Annotated in this window: 17 protein-coding genes, 4 tRNA genes and 1 pseudogene; 21 read left to right on the top strand and 1 reads right to left on the bottom strand. The window is 44.5% G+C overall.

The genetic code is table 11. The annotated features are described in order from the left end of the window. The first annotated feature begins 11 nt into the window (after nucleotides 1-11). Complete coding sequence (locus QGT46_RS01230; RefSeq protein WP_301589184.1) at nucleotides 12-1,289, top strand: sensor histidine kinase; 1,278 nt, start codon at nucleotides 12-14, stop codon at nucleotides 1,287-1,289. A 289-nt stretch (nucleotides 1,290-1,578) separates the two neighbouring features. On the opposite strand, the gene QGT46_RS01225 is transcribed toward QGT46_RS01230, so the two are convergent. Then, a complete protein-coding gene (locus QGT46_RS01225; RefSeq protein WP_148460118.1) occupies nucleotides 1,579-1,947 on the bottom strand; it encodes a desulfoferrodoxin family protein in 369 nt (122 codons plus the stop codon). A gap of 153 nt (nucleotides 1,948-2,100) precedes the next feature. Between QGT46_RS01225 and dpsA the strand changes: the two genes are divergently transcribed. From dpsA to QGT46_RS01125, 20 genes and pseudogenes are all read left to right on the top strand, one after another. Further along, nucleotides 2,101-2,943 carry a dipicolinate synthase subunit DpsA gene (gene dpsA, locus QGT46_RS01220; RefSeq protein ID WP_024728375.1) on the top strand — a complete coding sequence of 281 codons (843 nt, stop codon included), beginning with the start codon at nucleotides 2,101-2,103 and terminating at the stop codon, nucleotides 2,941-2,943. Further along, complete coding sequence (locus QGT46_RS01215) at nucleotides 2,943-3,524, top strand: dipicolinate synthase subunit B (RefSeq protein WP_024728374.1); 582 nt, start codon at nucleotides 2,943-2,945, stop codon at nucleotides 3,522-3,524. The genes dpsA and QGT46_RS01215 overlap by 1 nt, the downstream gene beginning before the upstream one ends. Nucleotides 3,525-3,591: 67 nt before the next feature. Continuing rightward, nucleotides 3,592-5,442, top strand: coding sequence for an asparagine synthase (glutamine-hydrolyzing) (gene asnB, locus QGT46_RS01210; RefSeq protein ID WP_148460119.1), 1,851 nt, complete (start codon nucleotides 3,592-3,594; stop codon nucleotides 5,440-5,442). Nucleotides 5,443-5,543: 101 nt separating this feature from the next. Beyond that, nucleotides 5,544-6,098, top strand: coding sequence for an AAA family ATPase (locus tag QGT46_RS01205; protein ID WP_301589183.1), 555 nt, complete (start codon nucleotides 5,544-5,546; stop codon nucleotides 6,096-6,098). Between the two features lie 243 nt (nucleotides 6,099-6,341). Then, the gene (locus QGT46_RS01200; protein ID WP_024728370.1) at nucleotides 6,342-7,208 is read left to right on the top strand and encodes a nitroreductase family protein; all 867 of its coding nucleotides are present in this window, start codon (nucleotides 6,342-6,344) and stop codon (nucleotides 7,206-7,208) included. Between the two features lie 258 nt (nucleotides 7,209-7,466). Beyond that, a pseudogene (locus QGT46_RS01195) lies at nucleotides 7,467-7,619 on the top strand (Ig-like domain-containing protein); the annotation flags it as partial. Between the two features lie 144 nt (nucleotides 7,620-7,763). Beyond that, nucleotides 7,764-7,835, top strand: a tRNA-Gln gene (locus QGT46_RS01190). Between the two features lie 29 nt (nucleotides 7,836-7,864). Then, nucleotides 7,865-7,937 (top strand) — tRNA-Lys (locus QGT46_RS01185). Between the two features lie 107 nt (nucleotides 7,938-8,044). Beyond that, nucleotides 8,045-8,116, top strand: a tRNA-Gln gene (locus QGT46_RS01180). A 27-nt stretch (nucleotides 8,117-8,143) separates the two neighbouring features. Next, nucleotides 8,144-8,216, top strand: a tRNA-Lys gene (locus QGT46_RS01175). Nucleotides 8,217-8,418: 202 nt separating this feature from the next. Beyond that, nucleotides 8,419-8,889 carry a hypothetical protein gene (locus QGT46_RS01170; RefSeq protein WP_301589182.1) on the top strand — a complete coding sequence of 157 codons (471 nt, stop codon included), beginning with the start codon at nucleotides 8,419-8,421 and terminating at the stop codon, nucleotides 8,887-8,889. Next, nucleotides 8,873-9,175, top strand: a complete 303-nt coding sequence (locus tag QGT46_RS01165; RefSeq protein WP_301589181.1) for a WYL domain-containing protein — start codon at nucleotides 8,873-8,875, stop codon at nucleotides 9,173-9,175. Before QGT46_RS01170 ends, QGT46_RS01165 begins: the two co-directional genes overlap by 17 nt. A gap of 32 nt (nucleotides 9,176-9,207) precedes the next feature. Further along, entirely contained in the window at nucleotides 9,208-9,387 is a 180-nt protein-coding gene (locus tag QGT46_RS01160; protein WP_301589180.1) for a VOC family protein, read from the top strand. 99 nt (nucleotides 9,388-9,486) lie between these two features. Further along, nucleotides 9,487-9,618, top strand: coding sequence for a hypothetical protein (locus QGT46_RS01155; protein ID WP_301589178.1), 132 nt, complete (start codon nucleotides 9,487-9,489; stop codon nucleotides 9,616-9,618). 201 nt (nucleotides 9,619-9,819) lie between these two features. After that, nucleotides 9,820-10,671 carry a MetQ/NlpA family ABC transporter substrate-binding protein gene (locus QGT46_RS01150; protein ID WP_301589176.1) on the top strand — a complete coding sequence of 284 codons (852 nt, stop codon included), beginning with the start codon at nucleotides 9,820-9,822 and terminating at the stop codon, nucleotides 10,669-10,671. 25 nt (nucleotides 10,672-10,696) lie between these two features. After that, nucleotides 10,697-11,710 (top strand): methionine ABC transporter ATP-binding protein, encoded by a 1,014-nt coding sequence (locus QGT46_RS01145; RefSeq protein ID WP_148460122.1) that lies wholly within the window; start codon nucleotides 10,697-10,699, stop codon nucleotides 11,708-11,710. Nucleotide 11,711: 1 nt separating this feature from the next. Then, the gene (locus QGT46_RS01140; RefSeq protein ID WP_024728363.1) at nucleotides 11,712-12,374 is read left to right on the top strand and encodes a methionine ABC transporter permease; all 663 of its coding nucleotides are present in this window, start codon (nucleotides 11,712-11,714) and stop codon (nucleotides 12,372-12,374) included. Nucleotides 12,375-12,377: 3 nt separating this feature from the next. Further along, nucleotides 12,378-13,751, top strand: a complete 1,374-nt coding sequence (locus tag QGT46_RS01135) for an FAD-binding oxidoreductase (RefSeq protein WP_148460128.1) — start codon at nucleotides 12,378-12,380, stop codon at nucleotides 13,749-13,751. A gap of 152 nt (nucleotides 13,752-13,903) precedes the next feature. Beyond that, nucleotides 13,904-14,392, top strand: a complete 489-nt coding sequence (locus tag QGT46_RS01130) for a hypothetical protein (protein WP_024728361.1) — start codon at nucleotides 13,904-13,906, stop codon at nucleotides 14,390-14,392. A gap of 145 nt (nucleotides 14,393-14,537) precedes the next feature. Continuing rightward, nucleotides 14,538-15,284 (top strand): Nif3-like dinuclear metal center hexameric protein, encoded by a 747-nt coding sequence (locus QGT46_RS01125; protein ID WP_235824622.1) that lies wholly within the window; start codon nucleotides 14,538-14,540, stop codon nucleotides 15,282-15,284. Nucleotides 15,285-15,286: the final 2 nt, after the last annotated feature.

The raw sequence follows: 15,286 nt of genomic DNA, 5'->3' as shown, positions 1-15,286 counted from the left end.
GAGGGTGAAAAGTGAAAGGATTATATTGGGTGTATGTGTACGCCATTGAACTTTGGAAGATGATCTTGATCATGAGGGGGATTTTAGGGATCGAACCGGTGCGGAAACGGCAGGTGCTGATGTTTCAGATTCCGGCGGTTTTGGGAGTGCTGGTAAGCTTTAAGTACCAGCTTCCCGTGAATATAGTTATTGTGCTGTTCATTATGTTGTCGGCATGGATTTATTTTAATAAGTTTTTCCTGTCAGTGTTTACCTGGCTTGGAATTTCAATCATGGATTTTTTGATCGGACTGTTTATTATTTTTTTTGCACAGATGGATTTCCAGACAGCCTATAACAGCAATCATTTCGCCGATGTAGAGGAAGTCTTCAGTTTTCTTCTTTTGATTGTTATCATTGCGCTCCGGAAGAGATTTGAGGTCAGGAAGATCCAATATACATACAGCGATGTGGCATTGGGAGCCATGGTATTGGTAGGAGTGATCGCCTGTACCGGTCCTTTTCTGTCGGAAGGGTTTGAAAACTGGACATCCATCGGCAAGAGACTGGAGATCCTGCTTGGATTTCTTCTGATGCTGTTTGGAATCAGCAGTATTATATACCGGATCTGCAGAGTCAGACAGGAGCAGGAACAGTTTGAACAGCAGATGCTGTGGAACGAACGGCTGTTAAATGAACAGAAAAAGTATTATGAACTGCTCCTTCAAAAGGAGGAGACGACCAAAAAGATCAGACATGATATGAAAAGCCAGCTGGCATGCCTGAGCAGATTTCTTGAAAAAGAAGAGTATGGCAGTGCGAGAGATTATCTGCGTGAACTGACCGGAAATATAAAGCGTTTGAATATTCTCATTTCCACGGGAAATGATGTGGTTGATATTGTGGTAAATGACATCATTCAGAGTGAGAAGATCGAGCTCAGCTGGAAAGGAAAGATTCCAAGCAGGCTTAACATGACCAATGCAGAGATCTGTATTTTATTTTCCAATCTTCTCAAAAATGCGGCGGAAGCCGTCAGGGATATGGATGACAAGACCGTTGATGTCACGGTCAAACTCAACGGGCATCATTTAGTTTTGGAAGAGAGCAACCGGACCATGAAGCCGGTGATCATAGAAGACGGCCGGCTGAAAACTACAAAACATGACAAAGAAAAGCACGGCATCGGAAGCCGCAATATGATAGAGATCGCCGAAAAGTATAATGGAGATGTTTCCTTCCGGTTTGAAAACGGAAGATTTCATGTAAAAATTATTCTTCTGGATACTATTAAATGGAAAAAAAGATGACGGTTATTCGAATATCAAGTCGTTCCCCGCAGATATATTGAAACAAGGAATAGGACCTTTTATAGTGTGTATTGTTACAGAGATAATTGTCGAAAGCAAAGCAGTATAAAGGGGGATAAAACAATGACATGCATGAGATGGCCTTGGCCTTTCTAATCGTCATCTAGTCCGTTTTGAGGACTAATTACAAAGGATAAAGAATTAATATGAGGGTAGTCTTAAATTAAGAGACATAAAGCAAGAGGCATTTCTGAGAAGATCAGAGATGCCTCTTTTATTATGTCCGGTTTTATGCTTTCCACAGTCCGTGGAGATTGCAGTATTCATATGCGGCAATAAATTCCTCACTGTCTGCCAGAAGGAATTCTGCCTCCGGTTTTTCACCCGGATTCAGATATTTTATCTGGTGGCCACGGCTGGTTTCAATGCAGATGAACATGATGTAGTGAGCCTCCATCATAGGGTGTTCGGCTTCTCCGACCTTTACGCTGATCTTGCGGTCATCCGCTGAAACGACCGGAACGTGTTTTTCTGCTGCCCCGTCGGTAGTGCCTGGAACAAGCTCCGTCATTTTCTGGCCGCAGCACATGACCGGCACTCCGCTGTCGTTCAGCAAAGTCATGATATTTTTACAGTGTTCACAGATAAAAAATTTCATTTTAAGAACTCCCTTCTTTAAAACAACAACCTGGTTACTGGTTCTAATATATCAGACTATGCGTCATTTGTCTGTAAAATTTGGAGAAAATGAAGCAACTCTGTGACAAATTTCATATACTATCATTAGATGGCAGCAGAAAGGAGCGGTAAAATGTATGATTTTGCAGTGCTTGGCGGTGATTTAAGACAGTTTTATATGGCAAAGCAGCTTGCTTTTAAAGGCTATTCTGTGATTACCTATGGGATCGCATCCGGGGAGGTGCAGGCTTCTTCCATGAAAGAAGCTGTGGAAAATGCAGAAATCCTGGTCGGCCCGATTCCTTTTTCCAAAGACCGTGAAAACCTGGTTTCCATGGAATGCTGTGCTGACTTCGGAATAGAGGATGTAAAACGGCATCTGAGGAAAGGGCAGAAGATCTTTGCGGGTTGTATTCCGGATGACTTCTGCCACTATTGCATGAATACGGGGGTTGCTGTCCATGACTTTATGAAATTGGACTCAGTGGCGTTAAAAAATGCCGTGCCCACTGCCGAGGGGGCTGTGGCAGAAGCTGTTTTTGACTCTCCTGTTCAGATACAGGGAAGCCGCTGTCTGGTGACAGGCTTCGGACGATGCGGCAGCGTCCTGGCAGAAAAGCTGAAGCTTTGGTCAGCCAAAGTAACGGCAGCCGCAAGAAATAAGGAGCAGCGTGCCCTGGCGGAGTCCTTTGGAATGAAAGCAGTCTCTCTCGATGAGCTGAAGGAAGAGCTTTCTCAGGCTGATTTTATTTTTAACACGATTCCGGCCATGATTTTAGACAGAGAACGTCTGGAACAGGTAAAAAAAGAGGCGTTAATCGTGGATATTGCATCTGCACCGGGAGGCGTGGATTTCAGGGCGGCAGACGAATTGGGGATCAATGCAAAACAATGTCTTGGAATTCCCGGCAAGTATGCAGCGTGTTCAGCAGCTGCCATTCTGACAGAAACAATGATTACGGAATGGGATGTATGATGAGTGTAAAAGGAAAGAAAATAGGAATTGCCGTAACTGGCTCATTCTGCACATATGAAAAAATTTTTATCCAGCTTAAGAAGCTGGCAGAAGAAGGAGCACAGGTGCAGACCATTTTTTCCGGGGCCGCACAGAGCATAGACAGCCGATTTGGAAAGGCAGAGGATTTCTTAGAGAGGGCAGAGAAGATCACTGGGATTACCCCGATGAAAACGATTGCCCAGGCGGAACCGATCGGTCCAAAGAGTCTTCTGGATATCCTGGTGATCTTCCCGTGTACAGGAAACACGCTTGCAAAGCTGTGCAGCGGGATCACAGATTCACCGGTCCTGATGGCGGCAAAAGCCCATTTAAGGAACGATAAACCTTTGGTGATTTCTGTATCAACCAATGACGCTCTGGGAATAAATATGAAGAACATCGGAGCCCTGATGAATATGAAAAATATTTATTTTGTACCATTTGGGCAGGATGATCCGGTTAAAAAACCGAACTCCATGATCGCCGATACCAGCCTTTTGATCCCGACGGTGGAAAAAGCGCTGGAAGGCAGACAATATCAGCCGGTTATCCGGGGATAGAACGTAAGGCTCCCGGTGATGCTTCACCGCGGAGCCTGCATGAAAAATAGTTGAAGAGGTGGCACATATGTGTGGTATTGCGGGATTTTGTAATCCTCATAACAGGTATCTGGAAAAGAAAGGACAGTGGGAGGATATTCTGAACCGTATGAATCGGGTACAGAAGCACCGGGGCCCGGATGATCAGGGAACGTTTTTGGAAAACGGATGCGGCCTGGCCCATGTCCGTCTCTCGATCATTGACTTATACACCGGTCATCAGCCCATGGTCAGAGAGGAATCCGGACGTAAGTTTGTCATTGTGTATAACGGTGAAATTTATAACATGAAGGAATTGAAACAGGAGCTGAAAAAGGAAGGGGCGATCTTCAGGACAGCGAGCGATACGGAAGTGATCCTGGAGGGGTACATCCTTCACGGACCGGCCTTTGTGGAGAAGCTGAACGGCATTTTTGCGGTCAGCATTTGGGATTCTGCGGAAAAGAAGCTGTTTTTGTTCAGAGACCGGCTTGGGGTCAAACCGCTGTTTTATGCTTTTTCCGGCCAGACCCTTGTATTTTCATCCGAGATCAAGGGTATATTTCAGTACCCGGGGATAGAACCGGTCATAGACGGGGACGGACTCGGTGAGATTTTTGGACTGGGACCGGCAAAATCCTATGGAAAAGGAGTATTCAAAGGCATTTCAGAAGTATTGCCGGGTCATTTTCTTGAGTACAGTACGGAGGGGCTGAAAGATCACATCTACTGGAAGCTTGAGAGCCGGCCTCATGAGGAATCTTATGATAAGACAGTAGAGAAACTGTCTTATCTGGTCCATGATGCGGTAAAGATGCAGATGCTCTCAGATATCCCAATCTGTACATTCTTATCCGGAGGGGTGGACAGCAGTCTTGTGACAGCCATCTGTGCCAAAGAGCTTGACAGACAGGGGAAACAGCTGAATACCTTTTCTTTTGATTTTGTAAACAATGACCGGTATTTTAAGGCCAATTCTTTTCAGCCGTCCCAGGACCGCCCTTGGGTAGACCGCATGGTAGAGGCATCGGGAACGAATCACACTTACCTGGAATGTAATAACGAGCAGCAGATTGAGAACCTATACAGCGCCGTAGACGCAAGAGACCTTCCCTGCATGGCTGATGTGGAGTCTTCCCTTCTCTATTTCTGTTCGAAAGTCGCCGAGACAAAGAAGGTTACTTTGACCGGAGAATGTGCGGATGAGATTTTCGGAGGATACCCGTGGTTTCATAAAAAAGAGTGTTTTGAGGCCCATGCATTTCCGTGGTCTATGGATATGGAGCCCAGGGAGGCTCTGTTAAGCGACGATGTGCTTCAGGCGGTGGATCTGAAAGCCCATGCACGGCGGGCATATGAAAAGACAATCGGGGAAACCCCAAGGCTACTTGGAGAAGATCCAACAGAAAGCAGGAGGAGAGAGATCTCTTATCTTAATCTTAAATGGTTTATGGTCACACTTCTGGACCGGATGGACCGTACCAGCATGTATTCCGGGCTGGAAGCCAGAGTACCGTTTGCCGACCACAGAATCGTGGAATATATGTGGAACGTGCCGTGGGAAATGAAATGTCCGGGTGGTGTGGTCAAAGGCCTGTTAAGGGCCGCGGGCGAAGGAGACCTCCCAAATGAAGTATTATACAGGAGGAAGAGTCCGTATCCGAAAACTTATCATCCTGAATATGAAAAAATGCTGGGAGACCGGCTGCGGGAAGTGATCGCAGATCCAAACGCTCCGATCCGGGATTTGATCGATAAAAAGAAAACGGAAGAATTTTTAGAGAGTCCATCGGACTACGGAAAGCCGTGGTATGGACAGCTGATGGCAGGACCGCAGATGGTGGCGTTTATGCTTCAGGTCAACTACTGGCTGGAAACTTATCATATCGCTGTTATATAGGAAGAGAATAGAAGGGATTGTTTTTATAAAAGAACAATTCCTTCTGTTTTTTTTGCTCTATCATGGTATAATGTAGATAAGATATTGGTCTTAGCCATGAATTGGGAGAACATCTGTCAGAGAAGCTGGGGATCAAGCTGTTCGACAGCGAGATCATAACAAAGGTAGCTGAACTTGGCAATGTGCCTGAAGACTTCGTGGAAGAACAGGGAGAGGCCAGAGACTTCCGGGGGTTTCTGGGGGTGATGCCGGCTGGACATGTTGCAACGGACATTACAAGGGATTTTGTAGTCACTTCGGAGAAGCTGTTTGCCCTTCAGTCCATTGCCATCCGGCAGATGGCAAAAGACGAAGGCTCCTGTATTTTTGTGGGACGATGCGCGGATGTTATCCTGCAGAATCAGGCAGAGTGCATCTCAGTTTTTGTCCACAGTCCGCTCGAAGACAGGATTCAGAGAATTATGGAACTGCGGCAGATCACAGAAAAGGAAGCAGGGAAACTGATCAAGAGGACTGACCGGGAGAGAGCCTCTTATCACAACTATTACACGAAAATCAAGTGGGGACATCCGAGCAATTATGAACTGGTCATCAACACCGGCCGGACAGGCATAGACAAAGCGGTAAAAGTCATAGAATCTTATTTAGAAGAATAGATAAAAAGGGCAGATGGGGAAATGATCCACCTGTCCTTTTTAAGCCGCTGGAGGGCAGTTTGTAAGGCCGGCTTCTGCGGCAGACACTATATCCATTTTCTACATGACTGGAGCGAGGCATTCTAAGAGCCGAACGGAAATTATGTGGAATATGTCTCTCGGGTGGACGCGCTTTGCGCGATAAGGTATAATATAACAAGTAGCAGGAAGATGTTTTTACTGGATAAGGGAGGTTGTATGATTATGGAATATAAAGATTTGATTGAAAGCAAGAACTCCGTCAGGGATTATAAAGAGAAGGAAGTCGATGCCGGTACAATTAAGAAGATCCGGGATTTTGCCCAGTCCTGTGAGCGTCTGGATGACAGTATTGAGATCGATATTCGGTTCATGGATAATGATACCGTTTACCGCCAGCTGGATGGGTATGCAGGGTATAAAGGGATTTTGATCAATGCGCCGCATTATATGATCGTTTTGTCAGAGAAAAAGGATCATTATATTGAAAACGGCGGATATGTGGGTGAATCTATCTCTGTTAAAGCTCATTCTCTGGGAGTGGATTCCTGCTGGATTACTTTTAAAGACAGCCATACAGTCATTGAAAAGCTGAACATTGTCACGGATAAAGAAGTGGTGGCGATCATGGCATTAGGATACGGAAAGAAGCGGTTTAAAAAGGTTACAGGGAATGTCACACTGGGAAAAGGATATGCCAATGCGGATTTCCAGGTGAAAGACAGCGTTACATCCCCAAGGATGCCTTTAGAAGAGATCGTTTTTATTGATACATGGGATAATAAGGCAACAGTGGATGAGCTTGTGAGCCGGGCTGTTTATGAACCGTTAAATTATGCAAGAATGGCGCCTTCTACTTTGAACCGCCAGCCGTGGAGATTCATTATTGACGGCGGACTGCTGATCCTTACGGTAAGGGACGATGAGGAGACCAATCTCTACGAAGAACAAATCGATGCGGGCATTGTCATGCTTTACTGCAAAAAGGTGATGAGGGAGACCTTATGTGAGATCAGCTGGAATCTCGAGCCTGTGGAAAATAAATACAATATACCAGATAACTATAAGATTGTGGCATCCTGCAGTATGTAATACCCTAAAAGTCGGAAAACGGAAACTGAAATCCAACGGTTCCTATAAGTTTTATGTAAGACCATATCAAAATGTGAACAAAAAGAAAAAGAACATTGGAAAATCTAATACGGCACATGTATTGATGAGGGCTAGTTCCCAGTATGCAAATGCATCCTCTGTCTCTGTAAAGAAGAGATCAATGAAACTTCAAAAGGGAAAGACAGCCGTTATTAAAGCGAAGGTCAAAGTCCCGTCTGGCAGGAAACAGCCGAAAAAACACGGTGCAAAATACGTTACATTACATCAAAAGGTTCTGTGGCAGCAGTAAATAATAAGGGAAAGATCAGGGCAAAGAAAGCCGGTAAGGCAACAATTTATGTGATCAGTGAAAATGGAAAGTATAAAAAGGTCAGCGTAACGGTAAAATAAAAAAATGCTGAAAGAAAATGTTGTAAAACTAAATAGGACAGTTTTACAACATTTTTTATTCGGCATACAAGAACAAAAGAAATTAAAAAAAATATAAAAAACCATTGCGCTTGTCGAAATTCCGTGGTATATTAATAAAGCTGTTGGGCTATCGCCAAGTGGTAAGGCACAGGATTCTGACTCCTGCATCCGCTGGTTCGAATCCAGCTAGCCCAGTTCCATCAGAATTAAAAATAACATAATCAGGGTGTGTAGCTCAGGTGGTAGAGCACTTGACTTTTAATCAAGTTGTCCGGGGTTCGAATCCCCGCACGCTCAGTTCCGAATCAGGAAATCGCAGACGGAGATCTGTCTCATATTTTTTGGAAAATCAGTAAAAAAGTAGTTGACATAAGATTTTTGCTGTGATATATTGATAAAGCTGTTGGGCTATCGCCAAGTGGTAAGGCACAGGATTCTGACTCCTGCATCCGCTGGTTCGAATCCAGCTAGCCCAGTTCCATCAGAATTAAATAACATAATCAGGGTGTGTAGCTCAGGTGGTAGAGCACTTGACTTTTAATCAAGTTGTCCGGGGTTCGAATCCCCGCACGCTCATAGGACTCCGTTTCAGATGAAACGGAGTTTTTTCATTTCATAGGAAAGTTCTGCGACCTTCCCTATGAAATAAAAACGCTCCGCGGGTTGTGCACAGATGCGTAAGGAAATTATTTGCCTGCGGCAAATTGCATCTGGCACCCAAAGTTGTCAAGCCCCTCAAAGAGTGAGGGGTTGGGGCGTTGAAGTGGGCTTGCCCACTTTGTTCTTTCTTTTAAAAATTTTTTGTTCTTTATGCAGGAGGCATCTCAATGAAAATAGACCGTTTAATCGGAATCATCACACTTTTGCTCAGAAACGACAGAGTTACGGCGCCGGAATCCGCATCGCAGAAGGCTATAAGCTTGACAAAACTGTTTTTACGAAAGAAGAGCTGAGAGCAGTTTTTGAAGGGCTGAAAGGAATTGACAGCGTATCGAGGACTTCCGCTGCGTTAAGTCTCATGGAAAAGCTCTCTTTAGAACCGGAAGATTCGGTTCTGTCAGAAGGAATGATCCTGATCGATTTGGCTTCTCACTATGAAGAATCACTGAAAGAGAAGATCGGGATCATAAAACATGCGGTTTCCAGCCGGCATACGGTGAATTTTTTGTATTATTACGGCAAAGGAGAAGAATACCGAGAGATCGCTCAAAGAGACAGAAAACAGTTTTCTGGTGAGAATTGCAGGTAAAGCGGAGGCAGATTTTCAGGACTATTTCAGACAGGATGCAGTGAAACTTAGAGCAGTCTTTGAAAAAGAAGCAAAATACAGGCTTGTGGAAGAATACGGGGCCGGATGTTATACGGAAGATGAGCAGGGCCACCTGATCTTTGAATGGGATTTCGTGAATTATGATAACATGAAGCAGTGGATTTTGAGTTTTGGAAGCCAGGCAATGGTCATGGAACCCAAATGCCTGGCGGATGATCTTGTATTGGAACTGAAGAAGAATTTAAACAGATATACAGGAACATGACATAAGGCTATCCGGAAAAAATAAATGGGACGGTGGAGCTTGCCTTTGATCTGCCTTCCTATGAAGACGTGGACCGGGAGTATCAGAGAGTGCTGGAAGCAGGAGCAAAGCCGGTTCTCGCACCGATAACGGAACCGTGGGGACAGAGGACAAGCTATGTTGCAGACCCGGACGAGAATCTCATCGAGATCGGGTCTTTTGGAAAAAAGTGAGGAGATCATAAAAATTCTATTGACAAATGAAAAAAAAACGTGTAAGATTCCAAATAACCTATAGGTAAGATAGGAAATCAGCAAGAAGGAGATACCGCAATGAATTTTATCGAGGCATACAAGAATTTCATGATGGATATGATGGGTATGGAAATGCAGATGCAGAGCATGTGCAGTTCTTTTGCGTACAATCAAATACCGGAACATCATATTTGTATGGAGATATCTTAGATGCCGAGAAAAGAACAGAACGGTTGATTGATAAGGAGGCCCATGCATGGCCTCCTTTTTTGGTGCTTCTGAAAATATGATGCTGGTTCCCTAAAGCATGAAAACGCTCCATGTCTGAACGGCCGCAGACGGAGCAGAAGCATGAAATTATGAATTCCATACTGAAAAAATAGGATTTGTATAAAAATGGAGGAACGTATTATGAAAAAATCGTTGAAAAAGCTGACAGGAATCGTTATGATTGGAGTATTGGCACTGGGTGCTTTGACCGGCTGCGGGAGAAGAAATGCCAGCGCTGCAAAAGATATCACCATCGGTGTATGTGCCGGACCATACGGGGACATGGTTAAAAAAGCGATCGCGCCTTCTTTGGAGAAAAAGGGCTACAAAGTATCGGTGAGAGAGTTCAGTGATTATGTACTGCCGGATCAGGCCCTGGCAAACGGTGAGATCGATGCAAATTTAATGCAGCACACGGCATATTTAGAAAAGTTTGCGGCAGATAATGATCTGAGAATCAGCAAAGTCATTGCGGTGCCGACTGCAGGAGCAGGAATTTTTTCTGACAGCATCAAATCTTTGAAAGAACTGAAAAAGGGTGACAAGATCGGGATACCGAACGATCCTTCTAACCTGGCAAGGGCTCTTGGCATTCTTGACAAAGAAAAGATCATTACTTTAAAGAAAAACATCGATCAGACAAAGGCTTCGGAAAAGGATATCGCCCAAAATCCTAAAAAACTAAAGCTTATAACTTTGGATGCCGCTCAGATATCAAGGAGCCTGGACAGTCTTGCGGCGGGTGTAGTTCCCGGAAATTATGCATATGCGGCAAAACTGGATTTTTCCAAGGCATTGGCAGTCGAGACTTTGGCGGAAGAATATAAAAATGTCATTGCCGTAAAAGCTGACGATGTGAAAGGGCAGCTGGGAAGAGACCTCAAAGAGGCTGTGGAGTCAGAAGATTTTTATAAAGCAGTGTCAGACAAAAAGAGCAGCTTTAAGTCCTTCCAGAAACCAGACTGGTGGACAGAAAAATACAAAGAAAAATAAACTTAAAAGAGAAAGGTGAGAAACTGTGATTGAATTAAAGAATATTGGAGTGACATTTCAGCAGAATAAAAAGGATTTTCAGGCGGTTAAAAATGTGAATCTGACCATTGAGGAAGGAGAAATCTTTGGTATTGTAGGGCCCAGCGGAGCCGGCAAGAGCACGCTTGTCAGGGTGATCAATCTGCTTCAGCCGCCTACCTCCGGACAGGTACTGATCGAAGGGAATGAAATCACTTCCCTGAAAAGAAAAGAGCTGTGTAAGGTCCGTCTGGACATCGGAATGATCTTCCAGCACTTTAATTTGATCAGCGGTTCCACGATCGCAGAAAACGTGGCGTTTGCTCTCCATGCAAACCATTATCCGAAAGAGAAAATACAGGGAAGAGTAAAAGAACTCCTTGAAATGGTACATCTGCCTGAAAAAGCGGATTCCTATCCGGCCAACTTAAGCGGCGGGCAGAAACAGAGAGTGGCGATCGCGAGAGCGCTGGCAAACGATCCGAAGATCCTGCTCTGTGATGAGGCGACATCTGCACTGGATTTGGAGAATACAGAAGAAATCGTGGCTCTGTTAAAAGAGATCAATGAAAAATATCATATCACCATAGTTTTCATCACACATGAGATGGAAGTTGCAAAAAAATTATTTGACAGGATTGCATTCATGGAGAACGGAGAAATCAAGGAAGTACGGGATATTTATTCTGCATTTGCAGAGCCGAGAGAAGAGATTACCAAAAGTCTTGTGGAGCGGGTGCTCAATGTGGGCGTTCCTGATGAGGTGAAGCTGTCGGAGGAAGAGGAACTCGTGAAACTCTGTTATACCGGAGAAAAGGCTTATGCCTCTGTGATCAGCCAGGTTTCCAAGCAATTTGACGTGGTGATCGATATCATCAACGGAAAGATCGACTATATTCATAAGAAACCATTGGGTGTGCTGATTGTGATCTTGAGAGGCAGAAAAGAAGAACGGGAAAAAGCTCTTCGTTATATGAAAGAAAATGTGTACCGCGTAGAAAAATTAGAGGGAGGACGGTAAGATGAAGGAAACGATGGAGATTATAAAATTAGAATTTGGAAATGCAACAGTAGAGACCATACAGATGGTACTGATCGCCATGGCAGCAGCCGTTGTATTCGGAATGCTGATCGGGCTGGTGCTGCATTTGACGGCTAATCCCCTGTTTTTCAAGAACCGGGCAGTCAATGCGGTGGCAGGTACAATTATAAATATTATCCGTTCCATGCCGTTTATTATTCTGCTCGTAGTACTCCTGCCGCTGACAAGAATCTTAGTAGGTACCAGCATTGGTGCGGCAGCGGCGGCGGTTCCTCTTTCAATCGCATCTGTAGCATTTTATGCGAGATTGGTGGAAGGATCTTTCAGTGAAGTGGACAAAGGAGTCGTGGAGGCAGCGGTGGCTACGGGGGCAAGTGTTTCCCTGATCATCCGCAAGGTTCTGTTTGTGGAAGCTCTTCCGAGTCTGATCCGTGGACTTACGGTGACATTTGTAAGCATCATCGGTTACTCTGCCATGGCAGGAAGCGTCGGAGGAGGCGGGATCGGAGACTTGGCGATCCGGTACGGATACAACCGGTATGAGACCGGTGTCCTGACCTTTACAGTAATCGTATTGATCTTCATTGTCCAGCTCGGGCAGTGGCTCGGAGATAAGGTAGCATTAAAATTTACGAAACGGTAGGTGATGACTTTGAACGGACTTGAAAGTTTGATCCCCGACAGCAGGCGGGTGATCTTTGACTCTGATATAGAAGAAAAATATTTATCGGACACTCTGGGAAGGCTCAAGGGCCGGGCAAAAGCGCTGGTATTTCCTGAGTCTGTAAGAGAGGTCAGCGATATTATGAAATACGCATATGATCATAAGATTCCGGTTACACCGAGAGGAGCAGGGACCAATCTTGTAGGTTCTACGGTACCGGCGGACGGAGGGATCGTTTTGGATCTGTCCCGCATGAATCGGGTGCTGGAGATTGATAAGGATACTTTTACGGCAACGGTGGAACCCGGTGTAGTGCTGAAAGATTTTCAGGAGCTGGTGGAGCAGGAAGGCTTGTTTTACCCTCCGGACCCGGGCGAGAAGACAGCGACCATCGGCGGAAATATCAGCACCAATGCAGGAGGAATGCGCGCCGTAAAATACGGTGTCACCAGAGATTATATCCGTGGATTGGAAGTAGTGTTGGCCGACGGCAGTGTGGCAGAGCTTGGCGGTAAAGTCGTAAAAGACAGTTCTGGTCTTTCCCTGAAACATCTGATGATCGGCTCAGAGGGAACCCTCGGAGTAATCACAAAGGCCATTGTGAAGCTTACAGCAAAACCTCAGGAGTCATTGAGTGTTCTTCTGCCTTTTAATGATCTCCATACGGGTATCCGGGCGGTCTTAAACGTGATCCGGGGCAATCTGGACCCGACAGCCATTGAATTTGTGGAGAAGAAAGTAGTTGCATTGGGAGAAGAATACGTTGGTCTTGCTTTTCCTTATCAAGATGCAGCGGCATATATTCTTCTGACCTTTGACGGAGACGACTTGGAGGAAATTTATAAACGGGTCGAAAAACTGAAAATAATCGCCAAAGAAAGCAGAGCTAAGGACGCGCTCGTGCTGCAAGACGGAGAGACGATTGATACGGTGTGGAAAATACGGGGAGCCCTTGTAAAAGCCGTGGAGGCAAAATCGGAACAGGAGCCGGTGGACATTGTGGTTCCCATCAATAAATCAGCTGAATTCATAGAATATATCAATGATTTAGAACAGAAAACCGGAGTTCAAATGGTAAGTTTCGGACATGCGGGAGACGGGAATGTACACCTTTGTGTTGTCCGGGGCGGCAGGACACAGGAGCAGTGGGAAAAAGACCGGAAAGAAGTACTGGCTTCGGCCTACGATAAAAGCAGTGAGCTTGGCGGCCTGACGTCAGGAGAACACGGGATCGGGCTGAGCAAGAAAAAATATTTAAAAAAAGCAGCAGATCCTTTAAACCTTCAGATGATGAAGCAGGTGAAGCTTTCCCTGGACCCGAAAAATATTTTAAATCCAAATAAAATTTTTGATTAAGAGTTTTTTACCAATATTTTCGTCACGCTTTGAAATGCGTTCCTCCAATATTGATAAAAAACTGTCACAAAATTTATTAAGGTATATTTTCCTTTTCATTGGAAACAATAGTGGTATCAAATAATTATTCCAAAGGAAAAGGAGAGTTCATAATGAAAAAGAAATGTTGGATGCTTACAATGGTTGCAGTCCTCACATTAAGTGTCGCTGCGATGTTTACAGGATGCTCAAACAAAAATGATGCTACAACAACAGAAAAAACCACAGAAGGCGGTTCATCCACTACAGCAACAAACAATGATTTGGGTGACGACGTGGAAGATGCGGCTGATGATGTGGCAGACGGAGCAAAAGACCTGGCGGACGATGTAGCCAATGGATTTGATGATTATGATGATGCCCATGACTATCTGATCAATAAACTTAGTTCTGATGGAGACGGTCAGTATGAAGTAAGAAATAAAGACAAAAATGTCATAGAGTACAGAGATGGGGCAAAAGGTTACCACTTTGAAATTTATGACACATCCAAAGACTCCGGTAAAAAATACGGTGATTTCTACGTCGACAAAGACAACGGAAAAATCTATAAGAAAAATACTGATACAAAAAAAGTAGAAGAATACAAAGCAAATAAATAATTCCCATGAAAAATCCTTGTGTGCAGAGGCTGTTTAGATCAGACTCAGCGTTCAGGGATTTTTTTGAGCCCAGAGCCATTGTTGCAATTCTTACAGTGAGGTGATAGAATGATATCTAAAACTTTGATGGGAGGGAAAGTAGTATATGATGAAGTACAGTGAACTTAAAGCAGATCTCATGGGTATGTTTGACGAAAAAAAACTGCAGATGCTTCCGCAGGAATGGGGGTTTTTTAATGAATTCGAGAGAGAAATTAAAACTATCGGGTATGCAGTAAATCTGACAGAGGCACTCATAGAAAAAGCCTGTCAGAAACAGATAGAGTTTCTCGTGACCCATCATGATTCATGGGAATTTATTTTTGGACTGAAAGAAAGCTGCAATCAAATCTTAGAAAAAAACGGAATTACCCATGCTTATTTTCATGCGCCGTTAGATGATGCGGAGTTTGGAACCAGTGCGTCACTGGCAAAAGCACTTGGGATGAGAGGCCTTGAAAAAGTGATGCCATATGCAGATATCTATTACGGCGGGGTGACAGGTGAGGTCGAGCCCGTTGATTTCAATGTGTTCAGTGAAATGCTGACCGATATTCTTAAGGAACAAGTGCGCTGTTACCAGAATAATGCAAACCCGGTAAGAAAAGTGGCAGTGGCCGCAGGCGGAGGCAACATGACAACAGAAATGAGAATAGCTGCAGAGGCCGGATGTGATACATATGTCACAGGGGAGTACGTGCTCTATTCACAGCAATACGCACAGCATGTGGGAATGAACCTGTTTGTGGGAAGTCATACGAATACGGAAATCTTGGGAGTGGAATCGTTGGTTCAAAAAATAGCCGGGGATAAAGAAATCCGGATTATAAAAATTGATGAGCCGAATTATTAAAA

Origin of the sequence: Anaerostipes faecis, assembly GCF_910574135.1 — a bacterium.
Lineage (GTDB): Bacteria > Bacillota > Clostridia > Lachnospirales > Lachnospiraceae > Anaerostipes > Anaerostipes hominis.
This window is presented reverse-complemented; position numbering and strand designations above follow the sequence as displayed.

Excerpts from the sequence above, each read along its gene's own strand:
- QGT46_RS01225 (WP_148460118.1), bottom strand. The coding sequence starts at position 1,947 with ATGAAATTTTTTATCTGTGAACACTGTAAAAATATCATGACTTTGCTG.
- dpsA (WP_024728375.1), top strand. The coding sequence starts at position 2,101 with ATGTATGATTTTGCAGTGCTTGGCGGTGATTTAAGACAGTTTTATATG.
- QGT46_RS01215 (WP_024728374.1), top strand. The coding sequence starts at position 2,943 with ATGAGTGTAAAAGGAAAGAAAATAGGAATTGCCGTAACTGGCTCATTC.
- asnB (WP_148460119.1), top strand. The coding sequence starts at position 3,592 with ATGTGTGGTATTGCGGGATTTTGTAATCCTCATAACAGGTATCTGGAA.
- QGT46_RS01200 (WP_024728370.1), top strand. The coding sequence starts at position 6,342 with ATGGAATATAAAGATTTGATTGAAAGCAAGAACTCCGTCAGGGATTAT.
- QGT46_RS01155 (WP_301589178.1), top strand. The coding sequence starts at position 9,487 with ATGAATTTTATCGAGGCATACAAGAATTTCATGATGGATATGATGGGT.
- QGT46_RS01150 (WP_301589176.1), top strand. The coding sequence starts at position 9,820 with ATGAAAAAATCGTTGAAAAAGCTGACAGGAATCGTTATGATTGGAGTA.
- QGT46_RS01140 (WP_024728363.1), top strand. The coding sequence starts at position 11,712 with ATGAAGGAAACGATGGAGATTATAAAATTAGAATTTGGAAATGCAACA.
- QGT46_RS01135 (WP_148460128.1), top strand. The coding sequence starts at position 12,378 with ATGACTTTGAACGGACTTGAAAGTTTGATCCCCGACAGCAGGCGGGTG.
- QGT46_RS01130 (WP_024728361.1), top strand. The coding sequence starts at position 13,904 with ATGAAAAAGAAATGTTGGATGCTTACAATGGTTGCAGTCCTCACATTA.
- QGT46_RS01125 (WP_235824622.1), top strand. The coding sequence starts at position 14,538 with ATGATGAAGTACAGTGAACTTAAAGCAGATCTCATGGGTATGTTTGAC.